Below are 14,053 nucleotides of genomic sequence, written 5' to 3'. Positions count from 1 at the left end.
ATCCGATTCCCCGGATGTGAGTGGCTGGTAAGCCGCCTCTATAGTCGTACCCGCAGTCCTACCCGCTAAATCTGGCGCTTTGCGCAAGATCCCGCCGAAATGACAGGCGTATTAACCCATATTTTGTGGCTGAGCCGTGTTTTCGGGGTGACGCGACGTGCGAAACCCCCTAGGATTTATGATGAATAGGTAAATTGGGCCCCGATTCCGGGGCTGGGGACAGTCTTGGGGCGGTGATCGCAAAAAAGCGCATCGCCCGGACACAGGAAAGCAGGCGGGAACTCATGGCTTTGAATCTGACGATGCCCGAGCGGGACGAGTTGAAACCGAAAATCACGGTGTTTGGTGTGGGCGGTGCTGGTGGCAACGCGGTCAACAACATGATCGAAAAGGCGCTCGAGGGCGTCGAATTCGTCGTGGCCAACACCGATGCTCAGGCGCTGCAACACGCCAAGGCGCAGGCCCGCATCCAGATGGGTGTGAAAGTGACCGAGGGGCTGGGCGCCGGGGCGCGCCCCTCCGTCGGTGCTGCGGCCGCCGAGGAAAGCATTGAGGCCATCGTCGACCATCTCGCCGGCGCGCATATGTGCTTCATCACCGCCGGTATGGGCGGCGGCACCGGGACGGGGGCTGCCCCGATCATCGCCCAGGCCGCCCGTGAGCTCGGTGTTCTGACCGTCGGCGTCGTGACCAAGCCCTTCCAGTTCGAAGGCGCCAAGCGGATGCGTCAGGCCGATGAGGGCGTCGAGCAGCTGCAGAAGATGGTCGACACGCTGATCGTCATTCCGAACCAGAACCTGTTCCGCCTCGCCAACGAGAAGACCACCTTCACCGAGGCCTTCTCCATGGCCGATGACGTGCTCTACCAGGGCGTCAAAGGCATTTCCGACCTGATGGTCCGTCCGGGCCTGATCAACCTCGACTTTGCCGATGTGCGCTCCGTGATGGACGAGATGGGCAAGGCGATGATGGGCACCGGCGAATCCACCGGCGAAGATCGCGCGGTGCAGGCCGCCGAGAAGGCGATCGCCAACCCGCTTCTGGACGAGATCTCGCTCAAGGGCGCGAAAGGTGTCTTGATCAACATCACCGGTGGTGGCGATCTCACCCTGTTCGAACTGGACGAAGCCGCCAACCGCATTCGCGAAGAGGTCGATCCGGACGCCAATATCATCGTTGGCTCCACCATGGACAATGGCATGGATGGTGCGATGCGCGTCTCCGTCGTGGCCACGGGCATCGATGCTACGGCCTCCGTCGCCGATACGCCGATGCCGCGTCGCCGTCTCGCCGAGCCGCTGCAGGCCCCGGAAGTTGTGGAAGAAAAGCTCGAGCACGTGGCCCCTGTGGCTGCTGCGCCGGTTGCCGCCGCCCCGGTGGCACAGCCGGCCCCGGAACCGGCCCAGCCGACTCTCGATGTCTTCGATCCGCAGGTCAGCCATCGTGAAGAGGCGCCGGATGAAACCTTCCGCGCGCTCGATGACGATCTGCCGCCGCCGGCCTATCAGCCGCGCCCGCAACCGGCGCCGCAACCGGCCCAACAATCCATGATGCACGATCCTGAGGCCGACGCTTTCGTGGCGCCGCGCGCGCCCGCGCCCGGCACGCCCTCGCCGGAAGCCCTGGCCCGTCTGCAGGCGGCCGTGAGCAAACAACCGCGGGCCGACGCCCGTCCGGCCGCCCCGGCGCCGCAGCCGCAAGACACCGGTGCCGCAGCCAAGGGCCGTTTTGGCATCAACTCCCTGATCGGTCGTATGACCGGCCATGCGGATGAGCCGTCGCGCCCCGCCGCCCCGGCGCCGCAGCCGCAGGCCCGTTTCGGCGCCCAGCCGCAGGTCCGTCCGCAGGTGCATCAGGCTTATGACGAGGATCAGGACACGAATCCCGAGGCTGAGAAGATCGAAATCCCGGCCTTCCTGCGCCGTCAGGCCAACTGACATAAACCCGTGATCCGGGGCGATCTCTGCCCCGGTTTACGGTCACGATCACGGTCTGTATTGCATTGAAAAGGTCGCCTCAGGGCGGCCTTTTCTCTTTGTATTCAAAGGATTTGCCGCGTTGCAGCGGAAATGTGCGCGGATATTTGCCATTGCGCCGGCGCGGATGTTTCAAACGGTTACAAAGATTGAGTTGAGCCCGGGGGGCAGGTTTGGTTACTTGCCCGTAAATCACGCTGGTGGGTGTGAATTGGGCGCTGCCGTTCGGCCCGTTTCCGTGAAATGCGGGGCTGACATGACGCGAAACGCGAGGCAGTAGACCAAGGGGCACCCGAGCAAAGGTCAGTCGACCAAGATGAGAACCGGCTCATGACAGCCATGGCTGAGATCCATGGCGAGCTGCGCAAAGACGCAGATGAGACCGCAGAATGAATGTGAGGCCTATGGTGCAGACCACAGTCGCAAAAGAAATTCGCTTCGACGGAGTCGGGCTTCATTCCGGCGCGCCGGTGCAAATGCTGTTGACCCCCGCGCCTGCGGGCTCCGGCATCACCTTCCTGCGGTCCGACATCGCGTGCGATGCCGCCGACACCCGTCAGCCCCGCATCGCGGCGCATTGGGACAATGTCGTGCCCTCGCAGCTTTGCACGCTGATCCGCAATGAGGATGGCGTTGAACTGTCCACCATCGAACATATCATGGCGGCGCTTGCCGGCTGTGGCGTGAGCAATGTGATGATCTCTGTCGACGGGCCGGAAGTGCCGATCGTCGATGGCTCTGCCGCGCCCTTCGTCGATGCCATTCTCGCTGCCGGTCTGACCCGCCAGGACGGTCCGACGCGCTGTCTCAAGATTCTGGCGCCGGTCGAGGTCGACTTTGGCAGTGCAACCGCCCGTCTGGAACCCGCCGAGACCACCGAGATCGATTTCCACATCGATTTCGCCGACGAGGCCATCGGCGTGCAGAACAAGCACCTGGTGATGGCCAACGGTGCCTTCGTGCGCGAATTGTCGAATTGCCGCACTTTCTGCCGTCAGGCGGATGTCGATGTCATGCTTGAAAACGGGCTGATCCTCGGCGGCGTTGCCGGCGAGAACGCGGTTGTTTTCGATGGCGACAAGGTCAATGGCGGTGAGAACGGGCTGCGTCACGCCGATGAGCCGGTGCGCCACAAGATGCTCGACGCTCTGGGTGATCTCTACCTCGCGGGTGCACCGATTCTGGGGCGTTACGTGGGCAATAAATCCGGCCATGCGATGACCAACGCGCTGTTGCGCAAGCTTTTCGCGACACCGGGCGCCTGGGCCTTCGTCACCGTCGATGCCCGCACCGCGGCCAAGCTTCCGGGCGCCGGGGTGAGCGCGTCCGATCTGGCGGCCTGAGAGCCGGATGCGGATGTCGCGCGGGCCGGGGAGAGACGCTCTCGCGCCCGTGACGAGATTTCCTCCGCAAAGACGTTTTGCACCGGATTTTTCTGTGCTAGGACTGTGCCCACGCCCCTCGTCGAAGGGGCTGAAGAATGGTGAGGACGAGGCCTTTCATGACGGCACGTAAGACAGGCGGTTTGGCGATAACACTCGCTGTTTCCATGGCTTTTCTTGTTTCTTGTGGCAATAACGCGCCGACGCGCGATCTCGAGGGATACCCGGCCAAGGACATCTACGAGCGCGCCGAATACGAGATCACGCAAAAGGATTTCGGTGACGCCGCTTTCTATTTCGGTGAGGTCGAGCGGCTTTATCCCTATTCCGACTGGGCCAAACGCGCCCTGATCATGCAGGCTTTCTCCTATCACCGCGACCGCGACTATGAGAATGCGCGGGTTTCGGCGCAGCGCTTCCTCGATTTCTATCCGGCCGATGAGGATGCCGCCTATGCGCAATATCTTCTGGCGCTGTCCTATTATGACCAGATCGATGATGTCGGTCGTGACCAGGGCCTGACCTATCAGGCGCTGCAGGCGCTCCGCGTGGTGATCGAACGCTACCCCGACAGCGAATATGCCCGGTCCGCGATCCTGAAATTCGACTTGGCCTTCGACCACCTGGCGGCGAAGGAGATGGAGATCGGTCGCTACTATCTCAAGCACAAACATTACACCGCGGCGGTGAACCGCTTCCGTGTGGTGGTGGAGAAATTCCAGACCACGCAGCACACCGCCGAGGCGCTGCACCGTCTGGTCGAGGCCTATCTGTCGCTCGGTCTGACGGAAGAGGCGCAGACCGCCGGCGCCGTTCTGGGGCATAATTACAAATCCACGGAGTGGTATGCCGACAGTTACAAACTGTTGACCGGCAAGGGGCTTGAGCCGAAAGTCTTCGAGGGGAACTGGCTCGGTGCGGTCTATCGTCAGATGATCCGCGGCGAGTGGCTCTGAGGCACGCATCATCATGCTGAGAAGTCTCGACATCCGGGACATGTTGATCATCGACCGGCTGGAGCTCGAGTTCCAGCCGGGTCTCAATGTTTTGACCGGTGAGACCGGCGCCGGCAAATCCATCCTTCTCGACAGTCTCGGTTTCGTGCTGGGCTGGCGCGGTCGGGCCGATCTGGTGCGCGCGGGCGCCGAGCAGGGCGAGGTGATCGCCGTATTCGATCTGCCGAAAGATCACGACGCCTCAGCCGTGCTCAAGGAATTGGACATCGAGACCGAGGATGGCGAGCTGATCCTGCGCCGGGTCAATACGCTCGAAGGGCGCAAGACCGCTTGGGTCAACGATCGTCGGGTCTCGGGCGATGTGCTGCGGCGGCTCTCCGAGGTTCTGGTCGAGCTGCATGGCCAGCATGACGACCGCGGGTTGTTGAACCCGCGCGGGCATCGGCAATTGCTCGATGCGTTCGGCGGGCTGGACGCGCTTCTGACCCGCACCCGGGTGGCCTGGAAAAGCCTCTCGACGGCGCGCAAGGCGCTGGCCGAGGCGGAAGCCCGTCAAGAGAGCCTGAAAGCCGAGGAAGAGTTCCTGCGCCATGCCGTGGGAGAATTCGACAAGCTTGGCCCTGAGCCGGGCGAAGAGGCAAAGCTCGATGCCGAGCGCCGGCTGATGCAATCGGCGGAAAAGATCGCGGCCGATGTCGCCAAGGCGCATCAGGCGATTTCCTACGATGGTGGCGAGGGCATGCTCTCGGATGCGCTGAAATGGCTCGAAGGGGCGTCAGAGAAGGCCGAGGGCCGTCTCGACAGCGCCATCGAAAGCCTCGGGCGGGCTTTGAACGAGCTGGCAGAGGCCCAGGCCGATGTCGAGAGCTGTATCGAATCCCTGCGCTTCAACCCGCATGAGCTGGAGACGGTCGAGGAGCGCCTCTTTGCCATTCGCGGGCTGGCCCGCAAACATGGGGTTCTGCCCGATGCCCTGTCGGATTTCGCCGACGGGCTGCGGGCCAAACTCGACGCGCTCGACAGTGGCGCCGGGGATATTTCCAAACTCAAAGCCTTCGTCAAAGAGGCGGAGGTGGCCTACTCCGCTTCGACCGAAAGCCTCACCGCCGCGCGGTTGAAAGCCGCGAAAGACCTCGACGCGATGATGGCCAAGGAGCTGGCGCCGTTGAAAATGGAGCGCGCGGTATTCGCCACCGAGATCGCCGAGGGCGAGGCGGGGCCGGAGGGCGTGGATGCCGTGGCCTTTACCGTCGCCACCAACCCGGGCGCGCCGGCGGGGCCCTTGGGCAAGATCGCCTCGGGCGGGGAATTGTCGCGTTTCCTGCTGGCTTTGAAAGTCTGCCTGACCCGCGATCAGACCGGGGTGACGATGATTTTCGACGAGATCGACCGGGGCGTCGGCGGCGCCACCGCCGATGCTGTCGGGCGACGTCTCAAGGCGCTGGCCGATGAGGGCCAAGTGCTCGTGGTGACCCACAGCCCGCAGGTGGCGGCTCTGGGCGGGCATCATTGGCGGGTGTCGAAACGTGTCGAGGCGGGGGTGACCCTGTCCGAGGTTCTGCCGCTCGATGATCCGAGCCGGATCGACGAGCTGGCGCGCATGCTCTCGGGCGATACGATCACCGAAGCCGCGCGTGAGGCGGCCCGCGCGCTTCTGGCGGGGTGAACCGCGTTTCTCGCGGTCGACAGGCAGATTTTGTTCGCGCGTTAACCGACTCTTCAACCTGTTGACCTAAGGTCAGAGACAGTTTCGAGTGTCCTTGGTTTTGTGGAAATGGGCGCGGAGGGGGGGGAAGTAGACCTTTCCGCGTCTCACTCTTTCACAAGGCTCTCAGGATCGCACTTCTCTGACCAGATCATAGAAAGACCGGGCAGCACCTTTGCGTTGCCCGGTCTTGACCATGTGATGGCACCGCCGCTTATGCCGCTGCCGTTGGTGCGTGCAGGCGCGCCGGGTCAGGGCACCAGCTTGCCGGGGTTGAGGATATTCTTCGGGTCCATCGCGGCCTTGATCTGACCCATCACGGCCCAGCCGTCGCCATGTTCCTCAGCCATCAGACCTTTCTTGCCCATGCCGATCCCGTGCTCGCCCGTAATGGTCCCGCCGAGCGCCAATGCGCGCTCTGCCATCAGATGGGCGAGGCGTTTGGCTTCCTTGATCTCTGTCTCATTGTCGGGATCGACCAGCAGGATGGCGTGGAAATTGCCGTCGCCGACATGGCCGAGAATGGGCCCGTCCAGGGGCGAGGCGGCGATATCGGCGCGGGTCTGTTCCACCGCGTCCGCGAGTTTCGAGATCGGCACACAGATATCGGTGACCACCGCCTTGGAGCCTGTCTTCAGCGCCAGGCAGGCCCAGTAAGCGTGATGCCGCATGGTCCAGAGCGCGTTGCGGTCCTCCGCCTTTGAGGCCCATTCGAAATCCGAACCGCCGAAATCATGGATGATCTCGCCGAACATCTCGACCTGCTCGGCCACCGCGCCCTCGGAGCCGTGGAATTCAACGAAAAGATGAGGCTTGAGCGGGAAGTTGGCGCCGGAATATCTGTTCACGGCATCGACCGAGGCGGCGTCGAGAAACTCGATCCGCGCCATCGGCAGACCGACCTGAATGGTCGCGATCACCGCCTCGACCGCCGGGCCGATCTCGTCAAAGGAACAGACCGCGGCAGAGATCGCCTCCGGCTGACCATGCAGTTGCACCGTCATTTCGGTGATCAACCCCAAGGTGCCCTCGGAGCCGACGAAAAGCGAGGTCAGATCGTAGCCGGCGGCGGATTTGCGGGCGCGGCTGCCGGTGTGAATGACCGTGCCGTCGGCCAGCACCACCTCGAGGCCGATGACATTCTCTTTCATCGTGCCGTATTTCACCGCGGTGGTGCCCGACGCCCGGGTCATCGCCATGCCGCCCAATGAGGCATTGGCGCCGGGATCGACCGGGAACATCAACCCGGTGGCGCGCAGCTCGACGTTCAGCGCCTCGCGGGTGATGCCGGGCTGCACCACGGCGTCCATATCGGCGTCATTGATCCTGAGCACCCGGTTCATGCGGGAAAAATCCACCACGATGCCGCCTTGGACGGCCAGCGTCTGCCCCTCGAGCGAGGTGCCGGCGCCAAAACCCGTCACCGGGATCTCATGGGCATGACAAAGCTTCATCAGCGCCACGACCTCTTCGGTGCTCTCGGGATAGGCGACGGCCTCGGGCGGGGTCAGCGGGAACCAGGTTTCAGAGAGCCCGTGCTGGTCGAGTTCGGACTTGGAACGCGTGAGCCGACCCTCTAGAACGGAGGACAGTTCGGCATAAACGATATCGGAAATCATGGTGGTCTCGCTGTGGCTGTTACGGCCCGGCGACCATAGTGGAAGCGGACGGACAGGGAAAGCGGTGGCGCGGCGGGGAATGCCCCCGGGACGGCTGTTTTCGTCCCCGTGCGCCGCGGCAACTGGAGGCAGGGCAGGGACATGGCCGAAGACAATCCGGCATACCCGATCAAAGCGGCACGTGAAGTCCGCGACGGGTTGAAAGAAACGCTGGATCTGATCCGCCGGCGCGGCCCGAGCCAGATCCAGTTCTGGTTCATTGCCCTGTTGATTGGCGTCGCCTCCGGCTTTGCCGCGCTGTCGTTCCGCAAAGCGATCGATGCGCTTCAGGGACTGTTCTACGGCACACACGATCTCAGGCATCTGCACACGTTCGCCAGCGAATTGCCCTGGTACTGGGTGCTGACCCTGCCGATCTTCGGCGGCATGCTCGTCGGTGTCATCCTCAACTGGTTCACCCCGGACGGGCGGGTGCGCTCGGTCGCCGATGTGATCGAAGGCGCCGCGCTCAACGACGGCCGGGTCGAGAAACGGGCGGGGATTGCCTCGGCGCTGGCCTCTCTTGTGACGCTGTCGACCGGTGGCTCCTCGGGCCGCGAAGGGCCGGTGGTGCATATGGCGGGGGTGATCTCCACCTGGGTGTCGAACCGGCTTCATGCCGACGGCATCACCGGGCGCGATCTTCTGGGCTGTGCCGTGGCCGCCGCCGTCTCCGCCTCGTTCAACGCGCCGATCGCCGGGGCGCTTTTCGCGCTCGAAGTGGTGCTGCGGCATTTTGCGGTGCATGCCTTTGCGCCGATTGCCATCGCCTCGGTCGCGGGCACGGTGATCAACCGGCTAGAATTCGGCGGCGTCACCGAGTTCACGCTGGCGGCCGAAGGCGCGCTGAGCTTCTATGTCGAATTGCCGGCCTTCCTGATCCTCGGGCTTCTGTGCGGGCTGGTCGCGGTGCTGATGATGCGAACGATTTTCATGGCCGACGATTTCGGCTCCTGGGTGCAGGAGAGGTTGCATCTCCCGCCGGTGTTGCGCCCGGCCTTTGCCGGGGTCTTCCTCGGGGCGATCGCGATCTTTTTCCCGCACATCATCGGGGTCGGCTACGAGACCACGTCCTCGGCGCTCACCGGCGAGCTGATCCTCTGGCAGGCCATCGTCTACGCGGTGCTCAAGGTCATTGCCGTGGCGATCACCATGGCCGGGCGCATGGGCGGGGGCGTGTTCTCTCCGGCGCTGATGGTCGGCTCTCTGACCGGGCTGTCCTTTGGTCTCATCGCCACGGCGGTCTTCCCCACGGTGTCCGGCACGGCGACGCTCTATGCCCTGGCGGGCATGGGGGCGGTGGCGGCGGCGGTTCTGGGCGCGCCGATTTCTACCACGCTGATCGTGTTTGAGCTCACCGGCGACTGGCAGACCGGGCTGGCGGTGATGGTGACCGTGTCGCTCTCGACCGCGCTGGCCTCGCGCCTCGTCGACCGTTCGTTCTTCCTGACGTTGCTGGAGCGGCGCGATGTGCATCTCGCCGCCGGGCCGCAGAGCTACCTTTTGGCCACGGTGCGGGTGCATCAATGCTACCGCAAACCCGATGCGCCGCGCCCGGCCTCGGAAGAGGCCTGTCGCGAGCTGATTTCGCAGGGCATCTATATTTCGCCCAATGCCACGTTGGAGAAAGCCATGCCCTTGTTCGAGAAGAACAATCTGATCTTCATCCCGGTGGTGACCCTGCGCGAGGAGACCGGTCCGGAGCTGCATGGTGCGCTGTTTCAGGTCGATGCGCTGCGGGTGTTCTCCCGCAAACTGGCGGAAACCGCGGCGGAAGAGCATTCCTAACGAAAAACGGCCCCCGGAAGGGAGCCGTTAGTTATTCTGTACACGCTTTGTGGTCGAGCCTCAAAGCTGCTCGACGGCAGCCTTCTGGCTGTAGAAGGCAATGTAATCCTTGATCTCGAGCGCCGGCTCCTTCGGGTCCTCATAGGTCCAGGCGGCATTGTTGATCACCACCGATTTGGTGTGAATGTCGTAATGTTTCGCCGTGCCCTTGAACGGGCAGGCGGCGACCGTGTCGGTCTCTTCCAGAAAGGCCATGGCAAGATCTTCACGCGGGAAATAGATCACCGGCGGGTAATCGCCCTCGGTCAGTTCCAGCGCGCGATCGGTCTCGCCAAGCACGGCCCCGCCCGCACGGACGACCCATTTGCCGGCCGCCGGCCGTATCCTGATATGATCTCCCATGGTCCATCCCTTCGTTTCTCACGCAGTTCAGCTGCGTATGTTTGTCATGTCGGTCGATGACGCATTCAAATATGCGCTCAAACATATGTTTGCGCACGCAGCATAGCCGCTCGCGCTGCGTCTGAACACAGGTTTCGAAAGTGTCGCGCAATAAACTTGCGCACTCGTATTCAGGTCGGCCGGTCTCGCTCCCCGGGGAGAGACGGCCTGTCGCAAAGCTTTTAACAGGCTTTGCGTCACAGGTATATGTCAGACAGGTGCAACCGCTTGCCGCAGCCAGGTCCGGGCGGGTTCCGACACCCGTGGCGCGATGTTTTCATAGACCGTCTCGTGATAGGCATTGATCCAGTCACGTTCCCAGGGCGCCAGCTCATCGGCGAGAATGAGCGAGCGGTCAATCGGCACCCATGTGAGGGTTTCGAAATCGAGCATATCGCGCGGATCGGCGCCCTCGAGCGCGCCGGCCTCTTGCACCACGATCAGGTTCTCGATGCGGATGCCAAAGGCGCCCTCACGGTAATAGCCCGGTTCATTGGACAGGATCATCCCTTCCGTCAGGGGCAGGGTGGAGAGGCGCGAGATCCGCTGCGGCCCCTCATGGACCGACAGGTATGCGCCGACGCCATGCCCCGTGCCGTGATCATAATCGCGTCCCATGCGCCACAGCGGCGCGCGCGCCAGCGCATCGAGATGCGATCCGGCAACGCCACGCGGGAACCGCGCGGTGGAGATCGCAATCATGCCCTGCAACACGGCGGTAAAGGCGGCGCGCTCTTCAAAGCCGACATCGCCAAGCGCCACGGTGCGGGTGATATCGGTCGTGCCGTCCTGATATTGCCCGCCGCTGTCGACCAGAAGCAATTCGCCTTCCTTGAGCGCGCGGTTGCTGTCCTCGGTGACGCGGTAATGCACGATGGCGCCATTGGCGCCCGCACCACAGATCGTGTCGAAGGAGATCTCCTTGAGCTGATTGGTGGCGGCCCGGCAGGATTCGAGCTTTTTCACCACTTCGATCTCGGTCAGATCCTCGGGCGCCTGCTCTGAAAGCCAGCTCAGGAACTCGACCATCGCCGCGCCGTCGCGCAAATGCGCCTCGCGGGTGCCGGCGATTTCCTCCGGTGTCTTGCAGGCCTTGGGCAGGATGCACGGGTCTTCGCCCTCGATGATCTGCGCCTGTTTCAACAGCGTTTTGACCGCATGCGGCGCGGTGCCGGGATCGACCAGAACCGGGCCGGTCATTTCGCTCAGCGCATTCGAGAAGGCCTCGCGCGGCTCGATCGAGATCCGCGGATCGGGTCCGAGATGGGCGTATTTCGCGGCATCGTCGAACAGCGTCAGCCGCCCGGTGGTGGTGAGAATGCCAAAGGTCTGTACCACCGGGTTATGGGCAATGTCGGAGCCGCGAATGTTCAACAGCCAGGACAGCGAGTCGGGCAGGGTGAGCACCACCGCTTCGGCGCCCTTGGCGGCCACGGCCTCGCCGATCTCGGCGAATTTCTCTTCGGAGGTTTTGCCCGCGAGCTCATAGGGTTGCACGGAGACGGGTTCCGACGGCCGGGCTGGGCGCTCGGCCCAGATCCGGTCCACCAGATTGCCTGTGGGAATGAGTTCCTTGCCGGTGCCTTTGAGCGTGGCGCGCAGCCCGGCCACCTCGCGGATCGTGTGCAGCCAGGGATCAAAGCCGATTTTCGTGGCATCGGTGCGCTTGAGCCAGTCGCCCAGCATGGTCGCCGGCCAGTCGACATAGTCGAAAATCTTGCCGTCGCATTGGTTCCGCACCTGAACGGTATAGCGCCCGTCGGTAAACAGCGCGGCACGGCCGGCGAGAATGGCGGCAAAACCCGCCGAGCCGGTAAAACCGGTGAGCCAGGCCAGACGCTCGTCGCAAGGCGCAACATATTCGCCCTGATGGGCGTCAGAGCGCGGCACGAGAAAGGCATCCAGCCCGGCCTCGCGCATCTCATTGCGCAGAGCGGTCACCCGCGGCGCGGCCTGTTCCGGACGAGAACTCACATCAAAGCTTTGGAACATTTCGGAAATGGTCCTTCTCATAGGTCTATGCGTCGATGGTCAAGTCATCGATCAAGTCGGTTGAAACCGGCCGGGGCGGGCCGGATCAGGAGGCGCGGCGAATGCCCATCACCCGGGCACGTGCCCGCGGATCGCTGTCGAACAGCGACGCCAGCTGTTCGGTCATCGCGCCGGCAAGCTGTTCGGCATCCGTAATGGTCACGGCGCGGTCGTAATAGCGCGTCACGTCATGGCCGATGCCGATGGCCAGAAGCTCCACCTGTTTGCGCTTCTCGATCATGGCGATCACGTCGCGCAGGTGTTTCTCGAGATAGTTCGCCGGGTTCACCGAAAGGGTGGAATCATCCACCGGCGCGCCATCGGAGATCACCATCAGGATCTTGCGGGCTTCCGAGCGACCGATCATCCGCCGATGCGCCCATTCGAGCGCCTCGCCGTCGATATTCTCTTTCAACAAGCCTTCTTTCATCATCAACCCGAGATTGGCCCGGGTCCGCCGCATCGGCGCGTCGGCGGATTTGTAGATGATATGGCGCAGATCGTTGAGACGGCCCGGCTGTTGCGGGCGACCGGCATTGAGCCATTCTTCGCGCGACAGCCCGCCTTTCCAGGCGCGGGTGGTGAAGCCCAGCACCTCGACCTTGACGTTGCAGCGCTCGAGCGTGCGCGCCAGCACATCGGCACAGATCGCGGCGATCGAGATCGGACGACCCCGCATCGAGCCGGAGTTGTCCAACAGAAGCGTCACCACCGTGTCGCGGAATTCCGTGTCTTTCTCGACCTTGAAACTCAGGGGCGTCGTCGGGTTCGCCACCACGCGGGCCAGACGACCGGCGTCCAGGATGCCCTCTTCGCGGTCGAACTCCCAGGAGCGGTTCTGTTGCGCCTGAAGCCGGCGTTGCAGCTTGTTAGCGAGCCGCGACACCGCGCCTTTCAGCGGTTCGAGCTGTTGGTCGAGATAGGCGCGCAGGCGCTCGAGCTCGGCCGGTTCGGCCAGCTCTTCGGCCATGATCTCTTCGTCATGCTCTGAGGTGAAGACCTGATAATTCGGATCGGCATCCGACACCGGGGCGGGCTGCGGCGGCTCGACTTCCTGCTCGTCGTTGGGCAGTTCCACCTCTTCGGTGAATTCCTCGTCGGCCATGTCCTCGGAGGACAGGGTCGCCTCCTGCATGTCCTGCTGTTCTTCCTGGGAACTTTCCGACTCGGCCTCGCTGTCGTCTTCCTGTTCCTGCTCTTCGCCCTGATCCTGCGGCTCTTCTTCCTGCTCGTCGGTTTCGGCGGATTGCTCCTCTTCCGGATCGGTCGCATCCGGGTCATCGCCGAGCTGATCGCCATAGCCGAGCTCCTCGATCACCCGGCGGGCGAGACGGGCAAAGCCCTTTTGATCCTCGAGCAAGCTGTCGAGATCCTCGAACGTGTCCGTGGTCTGGCCGTCGATGAAATCGCGCCACAGATCCAACACCTCTTTCGCGCCCTTGGGCATCTCGCGCCCGGTGGCCTTTTCGCGCAGGTAATAGCCCATGGCCTGGGCCAGCGGCGCATCTTCGCGCTTGGTGATGCCGTCATAGCCGCGGCGCATCGCGTCATTGCCGATTTTGGCGTCGATATTGCCGGCCGTGCCGGGCATGAACCGGGCGCCCGCGGCCTCGCAACGTGCGGTCTCCAGCGCGTCGTAAATCTCGAAGGCCATCTGCCCCGGGGGGGCATAGCGCTGGAACATCGGCTGGTCGTGGAATTTGTGGCGCAGAGCCAGCGCATCGGCGGTGCCGCGGGCGATCAGGACCTCGTCCTTGGTCATCCGCCGCGACACTTGCGGCAGGCGCACCGTGTCGCCGGAAATCCCCGAAGGATCCATCGAATAGGTGACGCTCAGCTCGCCGTCATCGGCAAGGACTTTCGTCGCTTCCGCGAGGGCTTTCTTGAACGGATCTGCCGGGTTGTCGCTGGGTTTGCTCATGGCTCAACTTAAACCATGCGTCGCGGGAGCGGGCAAGCGAAAGCGCGGGGCAAATCGTCCCTTCTCTTGAGCGGGGCTGCAGAGGGCCGCGCGCGGTGCTGCACAGCGGCTGCGCCAGGATAAACAGAAATCAGGCTTGAGCTGCGCTGCGACGCGGCATTATTTGAAGGCGAAAGCACATCCGCTCCTCCTCCT

Annotated in this window: 9 protein-coding genes; 5 read left to right on the top strand and 4 right to left on the bottom strand. The window is 63.4% G+C overall.

All coding sequences use genetic code 11. The features are described from left to right. The first annotated feature begins 284 nt into the window (after positions 1-284). From ftsZ to recN, 4 genes are all read left to right on the top strand, one after another. Entirely contained in the window at positions 285-1,937 is a 1,653-nt protein-coding gene (ftsZ, locus tag BM151_RS07880) for a cell division protein FtsZ (protein ID WP_090059768.1), read from the top strand. A gap of 446 nt (positions 1,938-2,383) precedes the next feature. Then, a complete protein-coding gene (lpxC, locus tag BM151_RS07875; protein ID WP_090060120.1) occupies positions 2,384-3,319 on the top strand; it encodes a UDP-3-O-acyl-N-acetylglucosamine deacetylase in 936 nt (311 codons plus the stop codon). A 158-nt stretch (positions 3,320-3,477) separates the two neighbouring features. Continuing rightward, positions 3,478-4,314: an outer membrane protein assembly factor BamD gene (locus BM151_RS07870; protein WP_090059766.1), complete on the top strand. Its 837-nt coding sequence runs from the start codon at positions 3,478-3,480 to the stop codon at positions 4,312-4,314. 13 nt (positions 4,315-4,327) lie between these two features. Continuing rightward, complete coding sequence (recN, locus tag BM151_RS07865; protein WP_090059764.1) at positions 4,328-5,980, top strand: DNA repair protein RecN; 1,653 nt, start codon at positions 4,328-4,330, stop codon at positions 5,978-5,980. A 290-nt stretch (positions 5,981-6,270) separates the two neighbouring features. On the opposite strand, the gene BM151_RS07860 is transcribed toward recN, so the two are convergent. Further along, positions 6,271-7,638: an FAD-binding oxidoreductase gene (locus BM151_RS07860; protein ID WP_090059762.1), complete on the bottom strand. Its 1,368-nt coding sequence runs from the start codon at positions 7,636-7,638 to the stop codon at positions 6,271-6,273. Positions 7,639-7,779: 141 nt separating this feature from the next. Between BM151_RS07860 and BM151_RS07855 the strand changes: the two genes are divergently transcribed. After that, the gene (locus tag BM151_RS07855) at positions 7,780-9,465 is read left to right on the top strand and encodes a chloride channel protein (RefSeq protein ID WP_090059760.1); all 1,686 of its coding nucleotides are present in this window, start codon (positions 7,780-7,782) and stop codon (positions 9,463-9,465) included. A 60-nt stretch (positions 9,466-9,525) separates the two neighbouring features. Here the strand turns inward: BM151_RS07855 and BM151_RS07850 are convergent, their stop codons facing one another. From BM151_RS07850 to cobT, 3 genes are all read right to left on the bottom strand, one after another. After that, on the bottom strand, positions 9,526-9,867 hold the full coding sequence (locus BM151_RS07850; protein ID WP_090059758.1) for a DUF427 domain-containing protein: 342 nt from the start codon (positions 9,865-9,867) through the stop codon (positions 9,526-9,528). A 249-nt stretch (positions 9,868-10,116) separates the two neighbouring features. Then, positions 10,117-11,898, bottom strand: a complete 1,782-nt coding sequence (locus BM151_RS07845) for an aminopeptidase P family protein (protein ID WP_090059756.1) — start codon at positions 11,896-11,898, stop codon at positions 10,117-10,119. An 85-nt stretch (positions 11,899-11,983) separates the two neighbouring features. Next, entirely contained in the window at positions 11,984-13,858 is a 1,875-nt protein-coding gene (cobT, locus tag BM151_RS07840; RefSeq protein WP_090059754.1) for a cobaltochelatase subunit CobT, read from the bottom strand. Positions 13,859-14,053: the final 195 nt, after the last annotated feature.

Source organism: Celeribacter neptunius (assembly GCF_900113955.1).
Taxonomy (GTDB): domain Bacteria; phylum Pseudomonadota; class Alphaproteobacteria; order Rhodobacterales; family Rhodobacteraceae; genus Celeribacter; species Celeribacter neptunius.
This window is presented reverse-complemented; position numbering and strand designations above follow the sequence as displayed.